The sequence below is a fragment of the Leptospiraceae bacterium genome (assembly GCA_015075105.1).
In the GTDB taxonomy this organism is placed as follows: domain Bacteria; phylum Spirochaetota; class Leptospiria; order Leptospirales; family Leptospiraceae; genus JABWCC01.
Map to the genome: position 1 here is coordinate 882,836 of JABTUZ010000001.1, position 24,452 is coordinate 907,287.

Consider the following 24,452-nt stretch of genomic DNA (forward strand, 5'->3'; position numbering starts at 1 on the left):
GAAGTCCAATGCAATCCTATAACTCAGATTTCTCGGAAGAGAATCATTTTAGCGATTCAGAAAATATAGCAGAATTAGAATTAATTTTAAACGGAATTACTGAGCCTTTAGTTTTAATAGACCCAAAATTTACTATCAAAAGGGCCAATCTTTCAGCATTAGAATTTGCAAAAGAGAATTCTAAACCAGAGGATAAATGTTACCAAATTTTATATAGAAGGGACGATGTTTGCCCTTATTGTCCGTTTGTAAAACACGATGTATCATTGACGGAGTTTGACGATGTATTTGAGAATAAAAATATAGAAAAAACAATTGAAAGAGAAATATTTTTTAAACTGAATAAAAAGACAGAAACTCTATTTTTGTCGTTTTTCCCTCTTATAAAGAACAACAAGATTTATGCAGTAGTCGAAAAAATCAGTAATATAACCGGAATCAAAGAGAAAGACGAAGAAACGCTGAGGATGAGAAACTTGGCTTCTATAGGAGTGCTGGTTTCCGGTGTAGCCCATGAATTGAACAATCCATTGACAGGGATCGGTCTCACAGTTCAAAATCTAATCAATAATTTAGAAAGTAACGATTTGAATTTTTTTAGAAAAAGACTTGATATGATCCAAAAAGATTTATCTAGAGCCTCAATAATCGTTTCGGATATTTTGAGTTTTGCAAAACCCGGCAAGATAACCAAGACCTATTCCAATATAGGTGAGTCCATTTATTCTGCAAAAGAAACAGTAGAGAGATTGTATCCAGTTTTGTCCAAAGAAATCCGGTGGCAGGTTGAATGTGACTCGGGACTATTTTTTTATTTTAACCCGGTGAAAATAGAGCGACTATTTTTAAATTTATTTAGAAATTCTATTCAGGCTTTTGATTACAAGAAAGGCACCATAAAAGTTGAAGTTAGGAAAACAAAAAAATGGTACCATATTTTTGTAGAAGACGATGCAGGAGGGATCTCTCCCGAAATACTCGATAAAATATTTGATCCATTTTTTACTACCAATAAATACGGGGGTGGAACTGGGCTTGGTTTGTCTATATGCTATTCAATTGTGCAAGAACACGATGGAAGTATCAGTGTAAAATCTTTTGACAAGAAAACTCGCTTTTTTATATCTTTACCAGCAGGGATTGATTTTGCATGACCGAGGAAAGTCTAAAAAAATTACTAATAGTAGAAGACATTCAGTCAATTCGAGAGGCGATTGTCGATCTATTATCAAGGGAATACGAGGTCTTTTCTGCCGAGAACTTTGATGTGGCAGTCGGCATTCTTGAATCGGAAAAAATTGATTTGGTGATTACAGATATTCGGATGCCCGGTAAATCTGGTCTAGACCTAATTCATATCATCAAAGCACACTACCCGGAAACACTGTATGCTCTGATGACAGCCTACAACATCAATGACTATATTCGGTTTGCCCATGAACACGGGGTATGGAATATTATTCCTAAATATTCTTTTTTAGATATTCGTTTGATTTTAATTATGGTCAAAAAGTTATTGACTAAGAATATTTTTGGTGTAGAGAAATACTTTCCGGAAGATTTTATTTTGGTGAATCAAAAATCGAAATCTGGATTTGAGCCTTCTCCAAAAAATGGAGTAATTTTCAAGACTATTACATCTGATAAAGAAAGAAGTACTATTTGCAACAAGATTGGAAAATTTTTACAGAACAAGGGTGCGCCGATGGTTATCCAGCAAGTTCTGGAAGAGTTGACATCCAATGCAATGATACGTGCACCGAGAGATAGCCAAGGAAATTCCAAGTATCAGTACGAATTGCCTTCTAGAGATTTGATTGTTCCTTTAAAGAAAATACAATTGTCTGAGAACGATTTTTTTGAGATCGGATACGGCAGTTACAAAGAAACATTTATTTTAGTTGTGAAAGATCATTTTGGCTCCTTGCCCAAGGAAGAAATTTTAAGAAGATTGGATCGTCATATTAGTGTAAATGAAGAAACCGGGTTGCCTTTGGGGCTATCTGACTCTCACGGTAGAGGGTTGTATATTTGCAGAGAGGTTTCCGATCACTTAATTTTTAATATCCATGAGAATGTTCAAACAGAAATTATTACACTTATTGAGGGCAATGTAACAAAATCATATAAAGCGCTTTCAATATACGAGGTATAAAAAAATAAAGGATGAAGGATTTCAATTTACATCGATGAAAATTAAAAATCAAATTTTGAGAAAATCTCTGGTAGCTCTAAGTATTTTTATCTTTTACGCATTTCCTATATTTCCTGAAGAGAAGGAAAAAATCTGGCATTACGAGAAACTTACTATTCGTGAAAATCCCGAAAAAAGACCAAAAGCGATTCAACAGGAATTTATTCCTGAAGGTGGAAAGTTGTTGTATTCCACGGAGTTTAGAGGCTCTTTTGGAGACAGTATAGAGTCTGTTCTTATATTTAGCCACTCTTTTGACTTGGTAGCACTGAATCTATTTTATGAATTGGTATTGAAAAATTTAGAGTGGAAAATTTTACAAAAAGATATACAAGATAAAAAATCAGTATATTTAGCGGAAGGTCCTGCAAGAAGAATGGTCACTATTTTGTTGACGGATGAAAAAGAGTATAGAAGTATAAAAATATTTTTGAAGAAGGCAATGTTATTTTGAACTCAGATAAAATGAAAGGGAAAGTGCTTGCACTGGCTATTATTATTGGCTCTTTATTTATAGCTACTTGCATTTTTATGTTTTTTGTTTTTCGTACTTATTTTTGGGCAACATTTATTTCGTGTATTTTGTATATTGCTACAAGAGATGCTTACAATAAAATTAAAAATTCTTTTCCGAAAATCTTGGTTGGATTGTCTCCTTGGGTTATGATTTGTCTTGTTTCGGTTGTTTTTATTGTACCGGTAATTTTTATTATACGTACTTTGATTTCTGAAGCGATGGATCTTTTGACATTAATCAAATTGTCTTTGAGCGAAGATAGGATTGTATCTACTCTTTTGAATTTTCCGATTCTTACAGATTATTTTTCAGATAGTGAGTTTTTCTGGGTACAGCTTCCGGAGACTTACAGAGAAATTGTCGGCTCCTATGGTGATATTTTAAATATCGATAGTCTTTATGGAATATTAAGCAATGCCTCGACTTTTATCATAGGTAGTATAGAATTACCTACTGGGATAATTATGAACGTGTTTTTCTCCCTCTTGCTGCTATTCTTTTTTTACAAGGACGGGCACAAGATAGAAATGTTTTTTTTGTCGAATCTGCCTTTTTCTAAAGAGATCGAGGAAAAAATTGGACTGCGTGCAACTGAGGCAGTGAAGGCTGTGATTAGCGGAAATATTTTTATCTCGTTTTTACAAGGTGTTGTGATCGGATTTGCTCTCATGTTTGCAGGAATCCCAAGTCCTTTTTTTTATGCGAGTATAGCCGCAATTTTTTCTTTAATTCCAATCATTGGTACAATGGTTGTTTGGCTTCCTGCGGGTCTATACATTGGCTTCATAGAAAATGATTGGGTCGTTGCCATTGTTTTAATGGTTACATCGCTTGCCTCTTATTTGATTTTAGAAAATTTTATAAAGCCAAAAATGTTAGACAAAAAATTAAACCTACACTCATTTTTATTATTTTTATCTTTGATCGGTGGAATAAAAGAGTTTGGAATTATGGGACTCGTGATAGGGCCACTTACGATTACCTTTCTTGTGATTCTTTGGGATTTTTGGAAAATGTATAGAAATGGCGAGCTGAAATTTTTAGAGAATCAATAATAATTTTGGAAGATACAAAAAGTAAAAATAAAGTTTTTTTAGTTTCAGAAATTACAAAAATTGTCAAGACTATTTTAACTGAAGAAGATATTTTAAAAAATATTTGGATCCGTGGTGAGGTTTCAAATCTTTCTTTTTCTTCTTCCGGGCATATATATTTTTCTTTGAAAGATGATAATAGTATCTTAAAATGTATTTTTTTGTCTTTTAACAGCAATCGTTATAAAGGAAAAAAATTGCAGAATGGAATGGAAATCCAAGTAAATGGCGGGATCACGGTTTACGAAGCCGGTGGATATTATAACTTTAATGTGACAAAGGTTGAAGAAATTGGTCAGGGAGAAATACTACAAAAGATCGAAAATCTTAAAAATAAATTAGACAAGATGGGAATTTTTAACCCTGCCCATAAGAAACCTATTCCAAAATTTCCAAAGACATTAGGTATCGCTACTTCCCAAACTGGGGCTGCATTACACGATATTATAAAAATAGCCAAAGAAAGATTTCCGAATATCAATATACTTATTGCACCTTGCCTTGTTCAGGGTGTTGATGCCCCAAACTCTATTGCAAGGGCAATTCTTGAGTTGAATAATCCTGAATGGCAGGTTGATGTAATTATTGCCGGTAGAGGAGGGGGGAGTTTTGAGGACTTAATTGCTTTTCATGATGAAATTGTAGTAATGGCTTTTTACAATTCTGTAGTTCCTATCATTTCTGCGGTTGGGCACGAAGTAGATCGAGTGTTGTCTGATCTTAGTGCTGATATTGCTGCACCGACTCCAACAGCAGCAGCAAAACTCGCAATTCCAGATATATCAGAGGTAGATAACTATATTGAAGATATGGAGAGAAGATTTTTACATGCTTTGAATTCCAAAATCAATCTATTGCAAGAAAAGATTATTTCTTTTACCAATAAAAGAATATTTCAAGAGCCAAAATCAATTTTAATAGAGCGTTATCAAAGAGCCGATGAAGTTTTAAATAGAATCTATTTACTTGGGAAAAATTATTTATCTCACAAAAAATCAGAGCTTCAAAAATTTGAATCTATTGATTTTTTTATTCAAACAGGATTAACAAAATTTGTCGGTGTATTCAATGTAGTTGCCGAAAGAATAGAAAATTTTTCTCCACTTTCTACATTAAGCCGAGGATACTCTGTAACAAGAACTCTTAAAAAAGAAGTAGTGTCTTCAACAAAAAAAATACTTGTTGGAGACGAGTTAGAAGTAATTTTACATGAAGGTATTATTCAAGTCGAGGTGAAGAAAATAAATGACAAAAACTCAGGATAAACAAATTACATTTGAAGAAGCATTGGCTGAATTGGAAGAAATTGCTGAAAAGTTAGAGCGGGGACAGCTTAGTTTAGAAGAATCCATTGTGGCTTATGAAAAAGGAATGACGCTCAAGAAAATTTGTCTGGAGAGATTAAAAACAGCGGAAGGAAGAATTGAATTTTTAGCGAAAAATAAAGAAGGCAAAGTCGTAAAAGAAAATGCAAAGAAAGAGATTGACGAAGAAGAAAATTTGTTTTAGAATGTTGTGAGTGTCAAAAATTTTCTTGTATATACTCATTTAACTTTTGAAGTGCAATTCCCCTGTGCGATATTTTTGATTTTACTTCTCTTGTAATTTGAGAAAATCGTTTCTGTAAGGGAGGATAAAAAAATATTGGATCATACCCGAAACCGTTTCCTGTTTCATCATAATCGAAAGCAATTTCTCCATAGCATCTCCCTTCAAAAAAAGTATTTCCGAGTTTTGTTGAAAGGCTAATCACGCATTCATAGTGTGCAAGTCTATTTGTATAATTTTGAACTTTTGAAAGGAGGTAAAGAGTTCTATCCTTATCAGTAAAATTCGGTTCTCCGTATCTGGCAGAATAAATTCCCGGTTCCCCGTCAAGGCAGTCAACACAAATTCCAGAATCATCTGCTATAGAAGGGAATTTGGTTGCTTTGAATAATTTTTCAGATTTGATTAAGGCATTTTCTTTAAAGCTATTTCCATTTTCCTCGACTTCAAAAATTATCCCTAAATTTTTTGGAGTCAATAATTCGATTTTTGAATTTGAAAAGTAATGTTTTATTTCTTCGATCTTATGAGGATTGTTTGTTGCTACAGCAATCGAAAGTGAGTTCAAGTTTTATAGGTTCTTTCTGCAGATTCCAAATCTTTGTATATATTAAAAATTTTATCCAACATTGTAATTTCAAAAAGCTCTAACAAATCGTCGTCGTAAATTATGAGTTTTATGTCTCCTGAGGATTCGTTGAATTTCTTTTTGTAAGCAACAAGAATTCCAAGCCCCATAGAGCATATATGATTCACATCGGTCAAATCGACTATGATATTTTTTTGTGACTTAGCAAACAGTGCATCAAGACTCGAATCTATCTCCTTGATGTTAGACTCTAAAATAGATCCGCTTAATTTAAAGATAGAATAGTTTGGATTTGTAGAGAGTATCATATTTATTATATTGCAGTCTGTAACTAAAACGGGTAAAAAATCAAGTAAAAAAATCGTTAGAAATACTTTTTACAAACACAATTAAGTAAACTTTTTCAACCCCATTCTCTTTTAATATCTTAGAGCATTCATTTACGGAAGCCCCGGTAGTAAAAATATCGTCTATTAAGATTGCATTCCCTCTAAGATTGTGAATAAATTTTTTTTCTATTGAATACGCTTTTTTAGCGTACAAGAATCTTTCTCTATAGGATTTTTTCGATTGAAGATCAGCCGAATTTTTCTTTAGTAAAAGGTCGTTTTTTAAGCAAAATTTACTTCTTTTCTCTAATATTTTTAAAATTGAAAACGATTGAGAAATCGGCCTTTTTCGCAATGTGTTTTTATGAGAGGGAATTAATGTTAAATAATTAAACTCATTAAATTGTATTTTTTTTAAAATTCTTCCGATACCTAACCTGAAATAATTAGATAAGATCATCTCATTTCCAAACTTTATCTTATTTAGAATTTTTTTTTCAAATACCCCCGTTGGATTTATAAAGAAAAGTTTATCAAAAAAAACATTCCTTGATTCACAATACCCACAAGAATTTTCAAGTAGTGGGGTTGCACAAATTTCGCAAAGGTTGTCGGGAATAGGAACTTGTTTCGGGATACATTTTCTGCAAATGCCGATCTTTTTAGAAAGGATATCAACTTGTCCGCATTCTGTACAACTCACAGGAAATAGAAAATCAACTATTTTTAAAATCCAATTCATACAATATAAGGTAAAAAAGAGTGCAAAAAAAAAATAAAAATTTACAAAACATACATAAAAAATACTAAAAAGGGATAAATTTGTAAGTTTAAAAATTGGCTGAGAAATCGAACATGATTCTTCTCGAATCTCTTTGGTAGTCAAATGGATAATAGTTATTCTTTATAAGAGTTTGGCAACTATTTAAAGCATTAGACACAAATACACCGAGGTGGACATTTTCATGTATCTTATATACAAATCTGGTATTTAGATTTACCCAAGGCGGTACATCTTTAGGTCGATATTGTGGGTAAGTGTTTTGATATGAAATAGGCTCTCCCGTATTCGTGTCCAAGGGACCAAATCCTGTCAATGGATCGACAGATCCCATATCGCTTGTCTTTCTATACACTAAACCTTGTCTTTCAAAAGAAAGGGAAAAGTTGAACTTAGGAAAATTTCCACTAAATCCAAGATTGAGTCTGTGGGAAGGAGCCCAAGTTAGGTGATCTTTATTGGCTGAAATTGTATTGTCTTGAATAAATTCGTTTAGTCTTTCTATGTATGTCATATTTGCAAAGCCAGAAAAATATTTATAAGAAAAAATTAATTCAGTTTCAAGACCGTGAGTGACTAGGGTATAAATATTGGAACTAAGGTTATTGTTTTGTAAGCTATAGGCAATTTGATTTTCAAACCTTGTACGAAAATAGTTTCCTCGTAAGTTAATGTACCTATTTAGAAAGTAGTCTATTCCGATTTCATTCGTTTGAATTACTTCCGGTTTTAATTTTCTTGGGTTAGACGCAAGCGAAAAAGTATTTGCCCCAAAAAGCTCTGTCATGGCCGGCTCTCTAAAAGCTCTACCGCTTATTAGCTTTAAATTTAAGTTTTTCGTAATAAAAAAAACTGCACCGAGTCTTGGGCTTGTTCTTCTAAAAATTCTTTTGTCATTTGTGATAAGTGGAGGACCAACAAATTGGTCGTAAGGTTTTTCTATATAAATTCCTGTATCGCTCGAATATCTTTGGTCAATCCCTCTAAATTTTACAACTGTTTCGTCATAACGCACACCTGCCGTAAGTTCAAGTTTATTGTAAAGTATTTTTCCGGAAACAACTTGTGCAAATGCTGCACCTTTGTTTACAGGTTTCTTTTTTATCCACTCAAACCAAGGACCCTGTTTTTGAAATGAGTTATCGTCATAAGGTGGATAACCATTGACCGAATCACTAAGATTGATATTGCTGTAGTGTTCCTTGTCACCGTTATAGCGAAAGTTCGTCCCTTCCACCCCACTTAATAAACTTCCTCCGTTTCCAAAAAGATAGGTCAATTGACCTCGTAAAAATATATCTTTTGCACTTGTTTTTAAATATTCAGATACTCCTCCCGGGTAAAAGTTTTCATAGGCACCATTTTCTGCATACCTTGTGTTCCAATCAATCCCTCTTTCTTGATATCGCATAACGTATTCTTGAATCAATTTATCCGTTATATTTTTAGAATACTTGATTGTAGCAATTTGGCGAGACTCGGACATATTTTCTTTCGAGTCAGGGATTCTCCACAGCCAACCATGCCCTGATTCATAGCTCCAGTAGCTTTTATGGAATTGGATAGATAAACCTTTTAGAACTCCTTCACCTTCTAATTTTGTAAATAAGTAACTTGAGTTTCTTTCGTCTTTAACCGGAAATTTTTGTGGAAATCCGAAAGCATCTAATCTTCCTGAGCTGTCCGTATCCATATAGTTATTTCCTTTGGTTTTATATATGTTGTAACTCGCTATATATGAAAAAATTTTACCAGTGTTTCCCGTAAGAACATCATAAATTTGTGTTCCTGCATCACCCGAACGTATGCGGGTTTTAATCCCCCCTTTCAAATCAGATCCTGAAAAAGTGTTTATAGAAACAACTCCATTTGTAGCATTTGAGCCATAGAGCGCAGAACCGGGGCCTCTGATAACTTCTATAGACTTAATCATATTCAAGGGAGTGATCTCCCAAGTATAGGCAGTACCGTATAGATTATCATTAAATTGGACTCCATCCATCAAAGTTAAAATATGGTTGTTGTTCCAGCCTTCAAAAATTCCACGCCCTGTGACAGTTCTTCTGTCATAGTCTTGCGAAGGAGCGAAACCCGGGAGTTGATACAAAATATCGTTAAGGCTAACTCTTCCGTAGTTACGAATTTCTTCTTCTGTTATTACGGATATAATATTGGGCGCTTCGCTTGCTTTTTTTTCCGTCTTAGTAGAAGAGAATGTGACCTGGCTTTGCAAAAAAGAAAACACTTGTTTTGCTGCTTCTTCTTCGGCTTCTTTTCCCGAAGAAATCGGGAATTTTTTATTCCGGCTGATTTTTGAAAATAATACAAATTCGTTTATGCTTTCTCTTTTCTCTTGTCTTTTCCAATTATTTAATAGAAGAATATTCAGTCGCTTTGAGAAATTTAGTATTCTTGTAGAATCTAATTCTTTGGATTCTGTAGAATCTAACTTGATTCCTATGGACTCTGAAATTTCATCGGTAATATTAAAGGCATCTATCATTAAACCGGTTTCAGGATTATAAATTTGAGAGTATAGTTGAAGATTTTCGTTTTCTAATTTTTTATAAAACCCATCTACTAAGAAATGACAATTTTCTTTTTTTGTAGAGGAAATTTTATCTTCTATTTTCGTTTCTATTATTTTTTTGATTTGCATTTTTTTTGAGTTCAGCACTTCAGAGATTTTAGAATAGATCTGTTCTGAAAGTTTTTTATTTTCAGTAGATTCAAAATTTGTAAATTCTGAAAGGCAAGCTATTTTGTTTGTGGGCTTCTCATCTTCTGAATATAAATCGGAGAAGTTGAATAGAATAGCAAAAAGAACACAGGTAGTAAACAAGTTCGTTATTGGGTGCTCTTTACAAGATAAAATAAATTTCAATACGAATGCAATCATCAGAAATTAGCCCTCAGGTCTATAAGTACTCTTCTTGTTTCTCTTAAATAATCGGTTGGAAAGTTTCCTGTTTGGGTTAAGTACTGGGGTCTATTCAACGCGTTAGATGCAAAAACACCTAATCGTAAATTTTCCATAAGTTTTACTTCAAATCTTAAGTTTACGTTTGTCCAAGCCTCTACACGAATTGGTCGATAAACCGGATATCTATAAGGGTCTGAGTAGGTATTTTCTGTTAGCGTACCGGTTATCGGCTCTATACTTCCAAGGTCACTTCTTTTTCTTGTCACAACACCTTGTCTTTGAACACTAATACTTCCCGAAAATATCTTGAAACTGCCTGTGATTCCAAAATTAGCTAAACTTGCAGGGGAGCCTGTTATCTCGCTTTGATGTTTTGATTCACTCGCTTTTAGATTGTGATCTAAGTATCGGGTAAATTTAGAATAGTTTGCAAAGGCTGAAACATTTTTGTATGTAAATAATAATTCTGATTCAAGACCTTTTGTTCCGAGTGTGTAAGCGTTTATAATCGTGTTGGAAGTATCGCTATAGTCTATCATGTTTTCGGTTCTGGTAGCAAAAGCATTGAGTCTTAGATTGATATATTTATTTGCATACCAGTCAAGTGCACCTTCATAAGTTTTTATAATTTCAGGGCTGATTTTTCTTGGGTTATTTGAGCCTCCGACATAGGTATTTACTCCAAAAAGTTCTCCAGGTGAAGGCTCTCTAAAAGCTCGCCCTGCAAGCAGTTTAAAGGTAAGTCTGTCTGTTGCAAAAAAGACTAAACCAATTCTTGGGCTTGTTTTCCGGTAAACTTTTTTTTCGTTGGTAACGAATGGAGGAGCTAAAAATCGACTTGGAACAATATTTGAAGTTTCAAGACCTGTAACCGGATCTGTATAATTGTAGGTCGGATAGCCGAGTAATCCATTGTACGGCATATCAATTCCTCTAAAGTGCATGGATGATTCGTCATATCGAGTTCCTAAAGTTATTTCTAATCTTTTTTCAAATATCTTCCCTGAGCTGAACTGCCCAAATGTTGCAATCTTTTTAATCGGACGGTCTGTTATCCAATCCATATACGGCTCTAAAGGTCTGACTATATTTCCAGAGAAAGGCTCGCCTGTTCCGAGTAAATTCATGTCTACATTCGAGCTATGCTCCTTGTCTCCACGGTAGCTTATTTGATTTGCCTCTACACCCGCTACTATTGAACCTTTATTATCAAAATGGTAGGTGACTTGCCCTCTCCCAAAATAATTGTCTAATCTCGTGTTTAAGTTTTCCGTAACCCCCGAAGGATAATTATTTGGGTCGCTTGGGTATAGCCTTGCATTGAACTTCCATTCTCCAGGTGAATATTTTATTACGTATTCATGAGAAAGTTTATCTGTGATATTTTTCGAGTATTTTAGAACTGCAATGTCTCTATTTTCAGACATTTGATCTTTGAAATCCGGGGTATTCTGCAACCAGCCGTTAAACGTACCGTATTTCCAGTATTGGCGATTGTATTGTAAAGAAAATCCTTTTAAATCTCCTTCCCCTTCTAATTTTAATAGAAGGGAATAGTTATTTCTTTCGTCTTTGTAGGGAAATTTTTGCAAGAAACCTAAATCATCAACTCTACCGGAATTATCGTAACCTTTTATACTGTTTCCCGTTGTATCGTAAGAATTCATGCTAACAATATATGAGATTAAATTTGTAGTATTGCCCGTAACTATATCGTAGATTCTAGTGCCATGATCGCCCATTCTGGCACGAAGCCTGACTTCACCATTCAGGTCTTTTCCTGAATAGGTATTTAGAGAAACAACCCCATACATTGCATTTGACCCATAAAGCGCAGACCCTGGACCTCGAATCACTTCAACAGACTTTACCATATTTAGTGGAGTTAACTCCCAAGTGAGCGCAGAGCCATAAAAGTTTTCGTTAAATTGAACTCCATCTTGAAGTATTAAAATATGGTTATTATTCCAACCCTCGTGCATACCTCTTGCTGATACCGTTCTTCTCTCATTGATTTGAGAAGGAGAGAATCCGGGAAGCTGGTATAAAATATCGTTAATGCTATTTCTACCGTAATCTATGATTTCTTTGTCAGAGATAACTGAAATAACGTTAGGTGCCTCGTTTGTTCTTTTTTGGGTTTTTGTTGATGAAGTGGTTACTTGATTTTGCAAAAGATTGAAAACTTGTTTCGCGGCTTCCTCTTCGGCTTCCTTTCCTGATGAAATAGGGAATTTATTATTTTCACTGATTTTTGATGAAAGTACATACTCATCAATATTTTCTCTTCTTTCTATTTTTTTAGAGTTATTCAGTAATACAATTCTAAGCCTTTTTGCAAGGTTACGAACGCGCAATTCATCGGATTCTTTTGATTCTTCAGGATCCAATTTTAACTTGCCTAATTCTGTGTACTCATCGGCAATATTGAATGCATCAATCATTAGAGAAGTTTCAGGATTATAAATTTGGCTGTACAATTGGAGGTTTTCTGAATTATTGAGTTTTTTATAATACCCATCAATGAAAAAGTAACAATTATTTTTTAGTGAGAAATGCAATTTTGACTGTATTGAGTTTTCATTTACCTTTTTAATTATAAAATTTTTTTCAGAAAAAGACTTAGTTATTATTGAATCTATGAGTTTTACAATTTCTAAGTTGGAATTCGATTCAAAGTTAGAAAAGTTAGATAAGCAAATTGTTTTTTCGTTTGTTTTATTTGGCTTTTCTTGAGAAAAAATTCCAAAAGCAGATGCAATGACAAATACAATTGAAATTATAGATTTTCGCATAGTCAAAAATTTTAAACACCTTATAAATAATGCAAGTTTTTTTTAACGGTTTCTAAATAAAAATGAATCTTCAAGCAAGTATATTCACAGGTTTCGGGAAGCATCACTAGCGATCCGTAGAAAGACCTAGTTTAGTTTTTGAAATAACATCATAATTTATTTTTCTCATTGGTAATATATTGTAGAAAAAAAAAGTGCAATATGAAATTTTGAAAAATAAACACAATATGAATTTAACAATTGAAAATATACTAATAGTAGGCTCTGTGCTACTTTTTATAAGCATAGTTGTTGGTAAAACTTCTTACAAATTTGGAGTACCGACTCTACTTTTATTTTTAGCAATAGGGATGCTTGCAGGCTCAGACGGAATAGGTGGTATTCGGTTTGATGATCCTAAAATCGCTCAATTCGTAGGAGTAGTTTCTCTAAATTTTATTTTATTTTCGGGAGGGCTCGATACAAACTGGACATCAGTAAAACCCATTCTCAGGGAAGGGATTGTTTTATCTACGTTGGGAGTTTTACTCACTGCGTTGACACTTGGAGGGTTTGTATGGTATATAACAGATTTTACATTTTATGAGAGTATGCTTTTGGGCTCCATTGTTTCTTCAACGGATGCAGCCGCAGTATTTTCAATTTTGCGTTCAAGAAACCTAGCGTTAAAAGATAATCTTCGCCCAACTTTAGAGTTAGAAAGTGGGAGTAACGACCCAATGGCTTATGTTTTGACAATTGTGTTTTTAACCTTAGTCACAAATCAGGATCAGAGTATCGTATCCGTAATTCCTCTTTTTTTAAAACAAATGATTCTTGGAGGAATCTTTGGTTTCGGATTTGGGAGGCTTAGTAAATTCATTATCAATTCTATTCAGTTGGATTTTGAGGGGCTGTATCCTGTATTAGTAATTGCGCTCATGTTTGTCACATTTTCAATTACTGACTCATTAGGCGGTAACGGTTTTTTAGCAATTTATATTTGTGCGGTGTATTTGGGGAATCAGGAATTAATTCATAAAAATACAATTCTTAAGATGTATGACGGCTTGGCTTGGCTAATGCAGATTGTACTTTTTTTGACTCTTGGACTACTCGTTTTTCCTTCACAAATTCTTCCTTTTATCGGTATCGGTTTACTCATCTCAATTTTTTTAATAGTCGTTGCAAGACCTGTAAGTGTACTACTAAGTCTTTTTATGTTTAAGATGGAGATAAAGAGAAGGCTCTATATTTCTTGGGTGGGGTTAAGAGGTGCAGTTCCAATCGTATTTGCTACATACCCACTCTTGGCAGGAATAGACAAAGCCTATACAATTTTTAATATAGTATTTTTTATTTCAGTGACTTCGGTTCTAATTCAAGGAACAACAATCTCAATTATAGCTAAATGGCTACACGTATCGCTACCTGAAAAAATAAAAAATTCTACCGAAACAGACCGACTTATTTTGGATTTACCGAAATCAACCTTGCAGGAATTTGAAATATTGTCGGATTTCTGTGCTGTAGGGAAAAAAATTGTAGATTTGGATTTTCCGAAATCAGTTTTTATTATTATGATTAAAAGAGGTGGAGAATATATACGGCCGGGTGGCTCTACAATTATTGAAGCAAAAGATATTTTAATGGTTCTTGCAGATGCCCCGGAAGATTTTGAGAAAGTAGATGGGTGTATTCAAAGTCAAATTAAAAAAATGTAAGGTGTGTTCTAAATGTAGGAGTTTTTTAGTTAGTCAAAAAATACAAAATTGGTGAATTTATGAAATAGTTTAAAAAATATTTTCAATTTAGTATATAATTATAAAATTTGATTTGCATATATTTTATTTTCTGTAATAAAAAGCTAAGGAGAAAAATTTATGACTATTCAACCGATTTCTATTTATAATGAATTTCAAGAAATTTATAAGAACAAACTTTTAGAAGACCTTACCGAGCTTACGATTGAGGAAAATCCTCAAAGTGGTTTTTTTATTAGATATACCCTTGATTACGAAGGAGAAATTAAACAAGGAAAATTGCAAAGTTTTTATAGTTCTGGGACAGACAATCCCAATGATTTGAAAAAGTTTTTTTTGAATCTTGGCAAGGATGAACATTTTTATTTTTGCGATACGGTTTTTAAGGAGAACGATCATTTTCATGAAAACTACGATTTGCTAATTTATTATCCTGATTGTCAAGAATCAGATGCGGTTGAGTTTCTGATACGAGACTACGCAAATAACCCAACAGATGAAGCTACAAAAAATAGATTAAAAAAGTACATTCAAAAAGAAATCGATGCAGATAGTTTAGTGTTGGTTGAGGAAGAGGGAGGAATCGAAGTTTACCATTCCGAAAAAGAAGATTTTTTAGAAAGATTGCATTCTATCGTTTTGGAATAGGATGTGTCGATGGAAATTTGTTAAAGAAAAATTTTGTTGTATATACAATATTAAACGTTAGGCGATTTTCATAAGCCTCTGGCGTATATTAAAATTTTTGAATTTTCTTTAGTAGGTGCTTTCCAAAGAAAAATAAACTAAACCAGACTGATATCAATATAAATAAGATTAGGTTTGGATTAAAATTTGTTAATAGAAACGGATAGGATAGGGTTAGAATTCCACCTCCTATAAGAGGAGCTGAAAATGGAGACGCTGCTGCATAGATCTTTCCAGCTTTACTTTTCATGGATGGGTCGGTCATTTTCCAGAGCATAAGTCCGGTCGCAGTAGTTCCATTCAGCATTCCGAAATTGATTAGACTCAATTCAAACCTGTAATTATTGTGAATTAGTTTTTTACTTAATACAAAATGGCAAAATAAATTCCATAGAAAACCAAAACCAAACAGGATGAGCAGTGGAATTAAAAATTTCAAGATGATTTGCAAGTTCATCGTGGATATTCCAGTAAAAATTAAAATTTCCATTACAATAGATGCAATTAATGAATTGGAAGAGTTGTCTAATAGGTATTCTTGTTTAGAAATTTTTAACAGAAATTTTAAAAGAATACTTCCGAAAAGTGCATATACAAAAAGTGGAAGAACGGGTATAGGAGTTGAGTAAGACTGGAAAGTTGCTTGTAGTAATTTTCCAATGAAATAGGCTATAAAAATCAGTGTGCCGGAAAATATTAATGAGAAGTATGAAATAGAAAACTTTTCGCTTACGATAGAATTTTCTCTAATTTTTTTGCCTTCTTTTATGATTATAAAAATTCCACCAACGATACCGAGTATCATTCCGGCAGTTGCGCTGAACAGTCCAAATTCCAATCCACCTTTCAAGCCATTTTTTTCTAAGATTTCTTTCATTGCAAATGCAGTTCCGTGTCCACCTGCAAATCCTGTTTCTAAGATTATAGCAAAAGACATAGGTATCTCATAAAATTTTTGAAACACAAATAGGGTTAGAGAGATTGCTATTATGGTTTGCCCAAGAACAGAAAGCCAAACTAAGATTCCTTCATTTACAATTTCGTTAAAAGTGGACTGGCTTGAATTTTCAGATTTCTCCAAGAAAAGGGATGCAAAAATAATTGCTATAAGTTCGGACGGCCACGATTTCCATGTTGAAAATATTGTACTAGATTTTAAATCGTCAAACAAAGTAAAAAGAATTAATACAAAACTTGAGCTGATAAGAGAAATCGGGATTTGAAATCTTTCAATAATAGAAAAGAATTTTGCGAAAAAAGAAAAACAACCAAGTATTGTAATTACTAAGAAAAATTCTGTCAAGGATCTTTCCACATACCTGAATCTTTTATCAGGTCAACTAACTTTTGATCTGCAATCTCAAAAGGAATAGATTTCTCTATAATTTCTTTTCCCTTATACAAGTGTACTTTTCCGGGTCCTGCACCTACATATCCAAAGTCTGCGTCAGCCATTTCCCCTGGCCCGTTTACTATGCAGCCCATGATTGCAATTTTTACGCCTTTTAAATGCTCTGTTCTTTTTTTGATTCTTTTTGTGGTCTCTTGTAGGTTGAACAAAGTCCTGCCACAGGACGGGCAGGAGATAAACTCTGTTTTTGAAATTCTGAGTCGAACTGCCTGAAGTATGTCTTTTGTAAGCTCTAAAGATTCGTTAATGTTTTCACCTTCGATTGAAATTCTAACCAAATCTCCGATTCCGTCAATCAGCAGCCCTCCGAGACCAATTGAGCTTTCGTATAACGCATTTTTTATATTGTCTGAATCTGAAAACAGTGCAAAAGGGTAGGCTGTATTTTGCAGAATATATCCTAACTTACGATAATCAAAAATTATATTTTTCGTTTTTACTGAAAAGAGTAGATTTTTCAATTTTTGAAATTCACTATTTTCCAATAAATTTTCTAACTCATTAAAATTTTCCGGCTTTATTCTAAGCTCAAGAATTTTTTCCTTTTTCGTAAGATTCTGAATAAGGTCGATTATTTCGGTAAATGATTCTTTGGGAAAATCAAAGATGTCTATAATTAATTTATCAAAATTTTGTAACTCGTTTAGAAATTCTAATTCTTTAAATTTAATCTTGTCTGTAAGTTCAACAGAAAAAGGAAGTTCAGGAAAATTCGTATTTTTTAGATTGGAATAAAAAGTGAGTTTTTCTTTAGAGTTCGCTAAAAAATGAAATATATCTGGGATGATCGTTTTGTCTTTTTTCTGAAGAAAACTTTGAATCGTATCTTGTAGTGCTTGATTATTTAGTCCTGTGTCTAAAATAGTTTCAATTTTTACGGGAGTGTTTTCTCCAATTTTAAAATTTTTAGAACATACTAAGTTGCTATGAAATCTGGAATACTGAAAAGGGTTTCTAAATTCAAAATATTTTTTAGTAGAAGGCACCGAGGTTTCTATAGTTGAGTATTGAATAATTTTTTTTGCTACAGGGATTTCATTAACAGCGTCTTCAGTAAGAGAAACACGAATTGTATCTCCGAGTCCATCGTTTAGTAGAGAGCCGATTCCTATTGCAGATTTAATCCTACCGTCTTTTCCGTCTCCGGCTTCAGTCACCCCGAGGTGCAAAGGATAATCCATCTTCAACTCATCAAAACGAGATGCAAGTAATCTGTACGCTTGAACCATTACCTGTGGGTTGGAAGATTTCATAGAAACTACTATATCTCTATAATTTTCCGTTTCAGCCATTTTGATAAATTCGATGGCACTTTCTACCATTCCTTTTGGAGTGTCTCCAAATCTATTCATGATTCGATCTGACAAAGACCCGTGGTTAGTGCCTATTCTTAAAGCTACTCCAAGTTCCTTGCACCTGACTAAAAGAGGTCTAAAGATTTCAAAAATTCTTTCTAATTCTAATTCGTAATCTTTATCGGAATATTCTATGCTTGCAATTTTTTTTTTATCCGCAAAATTACCCGGATTAATTCTGATTTTTTCAACAAATTCTACTACTTTTAATGCAACGCTTGGAGTGAAATGAATATCGGCGACCAAGGGGACTTTGGATTTGTGCTTTTTTAATTCGATTCGTATATTGGGCAAGTTTAGAGCATCTGCCATAGAGGGAACAGTGAGTCTGACTATTTCACAACCTGCGTTTTCTAAGTCTAAAATTTGTTTTACAGAATTTACAGTATCCTGTGTGTCGGAGGTAGTCATAGATTGGATTCGTATCGGGTTTGTTCCTCCGATTTCTATATTTCCGACTTTTACTGATTTGGTTTTTTTTCTTTTATAATAAAATGGAGACAGATTGTAAGCAAGATTCATGTTTTAATAGTGTCTCAATAATGGTCTAAGTTGTAAAGCAATTTGCTCTTTCTCAAAATTTGGCTTTAAATACTTGCCTCTTTTCCTTATATAGAAAAAACATATTTTGGCAAGGTAAAATATGTTTTTAAAGCAGGGGTAATGGATTTTTTACAAATTTTAATTGATTTTTTTGCAACCTATGGATATATTTCAGTTTTTCTTGTTTTGATCTTATGCGGATTGGGTCTTCCTGTTCCTGAAGATATTTCACTTGTTGCTGGAGGAGTGATTAGCGCCCTTGGCAATACAAACGAGCACGTTATGTTTGCTGTAGGGATGGCCGGGGTTTTAATCGGAGATGGGTTTGTATTTTTTTTAGGTAGATTTTATGGAGAGAAAGTTTTGAAAATAAAATTAGTCTCCAAGATACTCACCCCAAAAAGATTTGAAGAAGTAAAAATCCAGTTTGAGAAATACGGTAAATTTGTAATCTTTGTAGGCAGGTTTACTCCTGGACTAAGGATGCCTATTTTTATGACTGCCGGGATTACCAAGAAAGTTCATCCAGTGTTATTTTTTACTACTGACTTTCTTGCAGCAGCGATTAGTGTGCCTGTTTGGGTTTATCTCGGATTTTACAGTGCAAGTAATTACGAGAAATTATTAGAAATCATGCACCAAGCGCAAATTTCCATAATAGTTCTTGTTGCTACTCTTGTTGTCAGCTTTTATGTATTTTTAAAAATGAAAAAAAGAAAAAATAAATAGAGAAAAGTTTTTATATGGAAACAAATTTAGACAACGAGCCAATCATAAAACTTATTGATTACACTAAAGAGCCATTCAATCTTTCTATTGCATCGGCAAGAACTTGCTATTCTTCAAAAGGAATACTGTACCCTGAAGATATGGTAAAAACCGAAAAGTCTATTGAAATTAGAGATAGGGTAGCCAAGTCAACAAAAAAAGCAGGGCACCTGACTACACGGCAGCACCCTCAGTTTATTTATTCTATTGATAAAGTTTCAAGACAATTTGTTTGGGCGTTTTTGCATTCTCATCCATTTTACAATTCAGAGCAGGTTAGCCAAAGGTATGTAGAAGTAAAAGATGAAAATTACTATCTTCCACCACATTTAAATGAAAAAGAAAAAAAACTATTCTTAGAAAGCGTTAGGTTTAGCACTCAAAGTTATTTTCAATTTTCTGAAATGCTAAAGCCTGTAATTGAAAAAGAATATTTTTCTATTTTCAAAGCAAGGGCAGATTACCCGGAAAAATGGCAGATTCCAATCAAGAAAAAAGCTATTGAAGTTGCGAGATACTTTTTGCCCTTAGCTACTTTTACTTATATGTACCATTCCATTAGCGGGATTACTCTTCACAGATATCATCGGTTGATGAATTCTTACAATGTTCCCAAAGAGCAGTCAAGGGTAGTTCAGAAAATGATCGATTTAGTTGGTGAGATCGATCCTCTATTTATAAAAGAAATGGACGATCCGATTCCATTGGAAGAAACCCAAGAGTACTTATATTTTGAAAAAGTATTTGGAACATCACTTGCTAAAAATTTTTCCAATGCAAAAGATTTTATAAAAGAATACGATTCTGATTTGAATGGAAGGTATTCCAAGTTAGTCGGCTATTACCCCAATGGAGAAAAATTACTTACGGATGCCCTGCGATCTGTTCTTTCTTCTACAAAATCATCGTTGAGCGACGAGGATGCTATTCGGATGCTTTTGGATCCTTCCTTAAACAGAGGTTTAACTTCCACATTAAACGAAACTACAATGAGTCCTATCTCCAGAGCAATGCTTCAGCTATCTTACACGTTTAAGAAAAAAATATCGCACACTGCGGATAGTCAGGATCAAAGACACAGGATGGTTCCGGGGTCAAGACCAGTTTTACTTTCACAGTTTTCAGGTGAGCCGGATTATATCATTCCTTTTATCGTTAAAAAGTACCCGGAACTATTAGATTTTTATGAAAGTACTATGATAGAGATTTTTAAAAAGATAAAAATATTTGCAGAGGCCACGACTGATTCAGAGACGATCTCCTATCTTTTGCCAAACGCTTTTCCTATACGTTTTTATGAGACTGGGAATTTACTAATGCTTTATCATAAATGGAAGACAAGATTATGCTACAATGCACAAGAAGAAATTTTTCAGGCATCGGTAGAAGAGGTAGAAGATCTAAGTAAGGTAAACCCGGATATTGCAAAATGGTTAAGAGCACCATGTTGGATTCGAATGCAGGGAGGGGTGAAACCTTTTTGCCCGGAAGGAGACAAATACTGTGGAGTGCAGGTTTGGAAGAATGATTCTTTGAATTATGTTAGGACGATTTGAGTTTGGAAAATGAAAGAAGAAAATATTGATGAGACCGGTCTGAATTCTAAAATTGTAAGTTTTAGCGAGCACGGGTCAGAGTGGATCGAAAAACTAAAAGATCAAATTCAAGCAAAAGAAGACGGGAAATTATTAAAATTCATAGAAGTCTCTCACCCGGCAGATATTGCTGACGCTATCTCTCATTTAGATTCTGAAGATGCAATTTATCTATTTCGTTTGTGCAACACAGAGCAAAGAACGAATGTGCTGGTAGAATTGAACGAAGAAATCCAGATGGTTTTTGTAAACAGCCTGAATTTGAAAGAAATTTCCCCTATAGTTGAAAATATGGAGTCGGACGATGCCACTTCTCTTTTCGATGAAATTAGTCCTGAAAAAGCTGAAGCGATTTTGAATTCCTTGGACAAGGAAGATTCTTCTAAAATCAGAAATCAGATGAACTTTGAAGAGAATAGTGCCGGAAGACTTATGACTTCTGATTTTGCAGTTGTGAAAGAAGATGAAAACGTCAGGAAAGGGATCATCAATTTAAGAAAAGCATCTCGAGAATCAGACAATATTTATTTAATTTATGTGACTGATGAAAAAGGAGTGTTGAAAGGGTTTGTAAAACTCAAAGATCTTTTTCTGTCTTCTCCTACCACTAAGATTTCTAAAATAATGAAAGACAATATCAAATCCATTCATTTCGATTCTGACAAGCAAGAGGTTGCCAAGTTTTTCCGTAAATACGATTATGTATCTGCTGCCGTAGTTGACGACAATGGTGTTATCCTCGGTAGAATTACAGTAGATGATATTTTGGACATTATGCAAGAAGAAGCGTCTAAGGATATTTTGCGACTGGGTGGGGTGAGTGAAGACGAAAGACTTTCTACTTCTATTTTTGTATCTTTAAAAAGAAGACTTACTTGGCTGAATTTGAACTTAGTCACTGCGATTGTTGCATCTTCTGTAGTGTCTATGTTTGAAGATACGATCCAGAAAATTGTAGTACTCGCATCTCTAATGCCTATTGTTGCCGGGATGGGTGGGAATGCCGGCACTCAAGCGATTACAATAGTCGTCAGGCATATTGCTACTGGGGATTTAACGAGCAAAAATTGGTTTTTAGCAATCCGAAAAGAATTAATCATCGGAATTTTAAACGGAATTTTTATTGGAGTTGTTTCCGGAGTTTTTACATTTATCATTAAAAATAATTTGGTTTTATCTATTGTAATTGGTTTTGCCATGTTCATCAATTTAGTTATTGCCGGAATCTTTGGTTCTATTATACCAATAATTTTAAAAATCTCAAAAATAGATCCAGCAATTGCTTCTTCGATTTTTGTAACAACAAGCACAGATATATTCGGGTTCTTTTGCTTTTTAGGGCTTGCTTCTTTATTGATTAATTTTCTTTAATAAAGATACTTGACTTTAAAAATATGAAAAAATAATGATTGAGCGAGGTATCAATTTGAAATCATTTTTCTTAATTCTTTTGACTGTATTTATACTCAATCAATGTGCCTCGGATAACCGAAGCGTAGATTCAATAACCTATACAAAATTAAAAAATCCTGCCGGTGATTCAGAAAAAATTTTAGATGAGAAAGGTGAGGTTGTAGAAAATAATTCTGGTGAGCCAAAATTTTTTTCAAAAGAATCAAGCGATACACAGGAATATTTTAGAGTAATCATATCGAGCGATTCATACCAATTGAGGCAAATCAGAGGAACAGAAAATGTAATGAGAAAACCCGATCTTGGTGGAGACCAGTTGATTTGTGATGAATTGAAAAAGTTTAACTTAATTGATTTTGTGGACGATGGGATTGTACTCGTAAAGTTAAATGGAGAAACCGGGAAGTTAGAAAATTTTAACTTTCATACAAGAGTTCCTCGTATCAACGATATAGCTAAGATTATCCAAAATGACGCAACAAGGTGGAATCTTGAACACAAGAAGGGTAATATCCCTGTAGTTACAAAATATCTTATTTATTATAATATAATTTTAAAAAATAAATCCAACAGGGAAGAAGTCAAAAATAAGCTAAAAAGAGAAATTAGAAAATAAAGTGCAAAGCTATTAATTTTTTACTTATGTTCTTATTTTTTCGATAATATTTGTAGTAGATTTTCCTTTTACAAAAGGCAGAATAGTAATTGTCCCTCCATAAGATTGAATAGTTTCATACTCAGGTAGATTTTTCGCTATATAGTCTCCACCCTTTACGTGAATGTTTGGCTTTAATTCAGTGATCAATCGAATGGGCGTGTCTTCAGAAAAAATGGTAACATAGTTTATAAAAAATAAGGAGGCAAGGAGTAAGGCTCTATCTTCTTCGGAATTTATGGGTCTTGATTTCCCTTTTAATTTCTTTACGGAAGAATCTGAATTCAACCCGACCCACAGTACATCTCCCAAGTCTTTGGCTTTTGATAAATAATTCAAATGACCCAAGTGTAGAATATCAAAACATCCATTGGTGAAAACTATAGAGGATTTTTTTTGTGAATTTTTAATTTTCTGAATATCTGAAAAAGAAATAATTTTTTTATGGATTTGTGAAAGAGTTTTCATGTTAATAGATTCATGTTTTCAAGTGAGTTTTGAATCTCTGAAAAATTGGTAGTAGAAGAACCTAATTTTCCAACCACAATTCCTGCGGATGCGTTAGCCGCTATAGCTGACTCTAATTGACTTAGACCTGTTACAATAAATGCAGTATAAACCGATATTACTGTATCTCCTGCGCCTGTTACATCAAATACCTCTTTGGCCACAGTAGGGATATGAAATATTTTTTCTTCTTTACGGGAATAAATTGTCATACCTTTTTCTCCCCGAGTAATCATAATAGATTCAGAATTTAGTTTTTTTGTTAATTCTTTTGCTCCTGTTTCAATTTCTTCGTCTGTGAAAATTGTTCTTTCTAAGGCTCTTCCTGCTTCGTGGTGATTTGGAGTAAGAATTGAAACCTGTTCGTATTGAAAAAAATGTCTGACTTGCGGATCCACAGAGCAAAACTTTTTATTTTCCAAACAAATTTTAATGATTTGTTGAATCAAGCTAATAGTTAGAAAACCTTTATCATAATCAGAAATAATCACCCCATCGCATTCTTGTATTTTTTTCTGAAAATGATTTAGAACTCTCAACTCTTCTGATTTTGTGATTGGGTTTGTTTTTTCTCGATCTACTCTGCACACTTGTTGATGAGTAGCGATTACTCTTGTTTTAATGGTGGTAGGGATGTTTTCCGATTTTAATAAAAACAGATCCTTTGTATTTACATTTTCTTTCAGTAAAAGATTCTCTATTGTATTTGCTTTTTCGTCGTTTCCTACTCTTGCAAACACAATCGAAGATACTCCAATTGAGGTAAGATTTTTTACTACATTCCCTGAACCGCCTAAGGTAATATTTTCTTTTTCTACGAGTACTATTGGCACGGGAGCTTCGGGAGAAATTCTGGAAACACTTCCCAGTAAATATTCATCCAGAATAATATCGCCTATGACTATAATTTTTTTTTCTTTAAACTGTTCTTTGCATTTTAAAAATTTTTCTCTATTGATTTGATACATACATTCCCTGTGAAAAAAAAATTCCATTAAAATTATTT

At 33.6% G+C, this 24,452-nt stretch carries 21 protein-coding genes; 12 read left to right on the forward strand and 9 right to left on the reverse strand.

Annotated features, from left to right (window positions below; all coding sequences use genetic code 11):
- Nucleotides 1–8 precede the first annotated feature (8 nt).
- The 6 genes from HS129_04315 to HS129_04340 are packed head-to-tail and all read left to right on the forward strand — an operon-like array spanning nt 9 to nt 5,314.
- Nucleotides 9–1,154 (forward strand): HAMP domain-containing histidine kinase, encoded by a 1,146-nt coding sequence (locus HS129_04315; GenBank protein ID MBE7411278.1) that lies wholly within the window; start codon nt 9–11, stop codon nt 1,152–1,154.
- Entirely contained in the window at nt 1,151–2,155 is a 1,005-nt protein-coding gene (locus HS129_04320; GenBank protein ID MBE7411279.1) for a response regulator, read from the forward strand. The genes HS129_04315 and HS129_04320 overlap by 4 nt, the downstream gene beginning before the upstream one ends.
- Before the next feature lie 55 nt (nt 2,156–2,210).
- Entirely contained in the window at nt 2,211–2,648 is a 438-nt protein-coding gene (locus tag HS129_04325; GenBank protein MBE7411280.1) for a hypothetical protein, read from the forward strand.
- Nucleotides 2,649–2,659: 11 nt separating this feature from the next.
- Entirely contained in the window at nt 2,660–3,766 is a 1,107-nt protein-coding gene (locus tag HS129_04330; GenBank protein ID MBE7411281.1) for an AI-2E family transporter, read from the forward strand.
- Nucleotides 3,767–3,771: 5 nt separating this feature from the next.
- Entirely contained in the window at nt 3,772–5,070 is a 1,299-nt protein-coding gene (locus HS129_04335) for an exodeoxyribonuclease VII large subunit (protein MBE7411282.1), read from the forward strand.
- Nucleotides 5,051–5,314 carry an exodeoxyribonuclease VII small subunit gene (locus HS129_04340; protein MBE7411283.1) on the forward strand — a complete coding sequence of 88 codons (264 nt, stop codon included), beginning with the start codon at nt 5,051–5,053 and terminating at the stop codon, nt 5,312–5,314. The genes HS129_04335 and HS129_04340 overlap by 20 nt, the downstream gene beginning before the upstream one ends.
- Nucleotides 5,315–5,327: 13 nt before the next feature.
- On the opposite strand, the gene rdgB is transcribed toward HS129_04340, so the two are convergent.
- The 5 genes from rdgB to HS129_04365 all read right to left on the reverse strand — a co-directional run bounded on the left by rdgB (nt 5,328) and on the right by HS129_04365 (nt 12,770).
- Entirely contained in the window at nt 5,328–5,921 is a 594-nt protein-coding gene (gene rdgB, locus HS129_04345; GenBank protein MBE7411284.1) for an RdgB/HAM1 family non-canonical purine NTP pyrophosphatase, read from the reverse strand.
- Nucleotides 5,918–6,250 carry an STAS domain-containing protein gene (locus tag HS129_04350; GenBank protein ID MBE7411285.1) on the reverse strand — a complete coding sequence of 111 codons (333 nt, stop codon included), beginning with the start codon at nt 6,248–6,250 and terminating at the stop codon, nt 5,918–5,920. The genes rdgB and HS129_04350 overlap by 4 nt, the downstream gene beginning before the upstream one ends.
- A 40-nt stretch (nt 6,251–6,290) precedes the next feature.
- Entirely contained in the window at nt 6,291–7,013 is a 723-nt protein-coding gene (locus HS129_04355; protein ID MBE7411286.1) for a ComF family protein, read from the reverse strand.
- Nucleotides 7,014–7,101: 88 nt separating this feature from the next.
- Nucleotides 7,102–9,951, reverse strand: a complete 2,850-nt coding sequence (locus HS129_04360; protein ID MBE7411287.1) for a TonB-dependent receptor — start codon at nt 9,949–9,951, stop codon at nt 7,102–7,104.
- Nucleotides 9,951–12,770, reverse strand: coding sequence for a TonB-dependent receptor (locus HS129_04365; protein ID MBE7411288.1), 2,820 nt, complete (start codon nt 12,768–12,770; stop codon nt 9,951–9,953). Before HS129_04365 ends, HS129_04360 begins: the two co-directional genes overlap by 1 nt.
- 227 nt (nt 12,771–12,997) lie before the next feature.
- Here HS129_04365 and HS129_04370 point away from each other — a divergent pair, with 227 nt between their 5' ends.
- Both HS129_04370 and HS129_04375 read left to right on the forward strand, forming a co-directional pair.
- Nucleotides 12,998–14,473 (forward strand): potassium/proton antiporter, encoded by a 1,476-nt coding sequence (locus HS129_04370; GenBank protein MBE7411289.1) that lies wholly within the window; start codon nt 12,998–13,000, stop codon nt 14,471–14,473.
- 159 nt (nt 14,474–14,632) lie between these two features.
- Nucleotides 14,633–15,160, forward strand: a complete 528-nt coding sequence (locus HS129_04375; protein ID MBE7411290.1) for a hypothetical protein — start codon at nt 14,633–14,635, stop codon at nt 15,158–15,160.
- A gap of 88 nt (nt 15,161–15,248) precedes the next feature.
- Here HS129_04375 and HS129_04380 read toward each other — a convergent pair whose 3' ends face one another.
- Nucleotides 15,249–16,502: a hypothetical protein gene (locus HS129_04380; protein ID MBE7411291.1), complete on the reverse strand. Its 1,254-nt coding sequence runs from the start codon at nt 16,500–16,502 to the stop codon at nt 15,249–15,251.
- Nucleotides 16,499–18,487 carry a (E)-4-hydroxy-3-methylbut-2-enyl-diphosphate synthase gene (gene ispG, locus HS129_04385; protein ID MBE7411292.1) on the reverse strand — a complete coding sequence of 663 codons (1,989 nt, stop codon included), beginning with the start codon at nt 18,485–18,487 and terminating at the stop codon, nt 16,499–16,501. The genes HS129_04380 and ispG overlap by 4 nt, the downstream gene beginning before the upstream one ends.
- Nucleotides 18,488–18,628: 141 nt before the next feature.
- Between ispG and HS129_04390 the strand changes: the two genes are divergently transcribed.
- Genes HS129_04390 through HS129_04405 form a run of 4 tightly spaced genes read left to right on the forward strand, consistent with a single transcriptional unit; the run spans nt 18,629 to nt 22,900 of the window.
- Nucleotides 18,629–19,237 (forward strand): DedA family protein, encoded by a 609-nt coding sequence (locus tag HS129_04390; GenBank protein ID MBE7411293.1) that lies wholly within the window; start codon nt 18,629–18,631, stop codon nt 19,235–19,237.
- A 14-nt stretch (nt 19,238–19,251) separates the two neighbouring features.
- A complete protein-coding gene (locus HS129_04395; protein MBE7411294.1) occupies nt 19,252–20,832 on the forward strand; it encodes an FAD-dependent thymidylate synthase in 1,581 nt (526 codons plus the stop codon).
- Nucleotides 20,833–20,856: 24 nt separating this feature from the next.
- Nucleotides 20,857–22,242: a magnesium transporter gene (mgtE, locus tag HS129_04400; GenBank protein MBE7411295.1), complete on the forward strand. Its 1,386-nt coding sequence runs from the start codon at nt 20,857–20,859 to the stop codon at nt 22,240–22,242.
- Nucleotides 22,243–22,276: 34 nt separating this feature from the next.
- Nucleotides 22,277–22,900 (forward strand): hypothetical protein, encoded by a 624-nt coding sequence (locus HS129_04405; GenBank protein ID MBE7411296.1) that lies wholly within the window; start codon nt 22,277–22,279, stop codon nt 22,898–22,900.
- A gap of 24 nt (nt 22,901–22,924) precedes the next feature.
- On the opposite strand, the gene rfaE2 is transcribed toward HS129_04405, so the two are convergent.
- Together rfaE2 and rfaE1 are read right to left on the reverse strand one after the other, a co-directional pair.
- Nucleotides 22,925–23,407, reverse strand: coding sequence for a D-glycero-beta-D-manno-heptose 1-phosphate adenylyltransferase (gene rfaE2, locus HS129_04410; protein ID MBE7411297.1), 483 nt, complete (start codon nt 23,405–23,407; stop codon nt 22,925–22,927).
- A complete protein-coding gene (gene rfaE1, locus HS129_04415; protein ID MBE7411298.1) occupies nt 23,404–24,414 on the reverse strand; it encodes a D-glycero-beta-D-manno-heptose-7-phosphate kinase in 1,011 nt (336 codons plus the stop codon). The genes rfaE2 and rfaE1 overlap by 4 nt, the downstream gene beginning before the upstream one ends.
- Nucleotides 24,415–24,452: the final 38 nt, after the last annotated feature.

Excerpts from the sequence above, each read along its gene's own strand:
- HS129_04315 (MBE7411278.1), top strand. The coding sequence starts at position 9 with ATGCAATCCTATAACTCAGATTTCTCGGAAGAGAATCATTTTAGCGAT.
- HS129_04320 (MBE7411279.1), top strand. The coding sequence starts at position 1,151 with ATGACCGAGGAAAGTCTAAAAAAATTACTAATAGTAGAAGACATTCAG.
- HS129_04330 (MBE7411281.1), top strand. The coding sequence starts at position 2,660 with ATGAAAGGGAAAGTGCTTGCACTGGCTATTATTATTGGCTCTTTATTT.
- HS129_04340 (MBE7411283.1), top strand. The coding sequence starts at position 5,051 with ATGACAAAAACTCAGGATAAACAAATTACATTTGAAGAAGCATTGGCT.
- HS129_04350 (MBE7411285.1), bottom strand. The coding sequence starts at position 6,250 with ATGATACTCTCTACAAATCCAAACTATTCTATCTTTAAATTAAGCGGA.
- HS129_04355 (MBE7411286.1), bottom strand. The coding sequence starts at position 7,013 with ATGAATTGGATTTTAAAAATAGTTGATTTTCTATTTCCTGTGAGTTGT.
- HS129_04360 (MBE7411287.1), bottom strand. The coding sequence starts at position 9,951 with ATGATTGCATTCGTATTGAAATTTATTTTATCTTGTAAAGAGCACCCA.
- HS129_04365 (MBE7411288.1), bottom strand. The coding sequence starts at position 12,770 with ATGCGAAAATCTATAATTTCAATTGTATTTGTCATTGCATCTGCTTTT.
- HS129_04370 (MBE7411289.1), top strand. The coding sequence starts at position 12,998 with ATGAATTTAACAATTGAAAATATACTAATAGTAGGCTCTGTGCTACTT.
- HS129_04375 (MBE7411290.1), top strand. The coding sequence starts at position 14,633 with ATGACTATTCAACCGATTTCTATTTATAATGAATTTCAAGAAATTTAT.
- ispG (MBE7411292.1), bottom strand. The coding sequence starts at position 18,487 with ATGAATCTTGCTTACAATCTGTCTCCATTTTATTATAAAAGAAAAAAA.
- HS129_04390 (MBE7411293.1), top strand. The coding sequence starts at position 18,629 with ATGGATTTTTTACAAATTTTAATTGATTTTTTTGCAACCTATGGATAT.
- HS129_04395 (MBE7411294.1), top strand. The coding sequence starts at position 19,252 with ATGGAAACAAATTTAGACAACGAGCCAATCATAAAACTTATTGATTAC.
- HS129_04405 (MBE7411296.1), top strand. The coding sequence starts at position 22,277 with ATGATTGAGCGAGGTATCAATTTGAAATCATTTTTCTTAATTCTTTTG.
- rfaE2 (MBE7411297.1), bottom strand. The coding sequence starts at position 23,407 with ATGAAAACTCTTTCACAAATCCATAAAAAAATTATTTCTTTTTCAGAT.
- rfaE1 (MBE7411298.1), bottom strand. The coding sequence starts at position 24,414 with ATGTATCAAATCAATAGAGAAAAATTTTTAAAATGCAAAGAACAGTTT.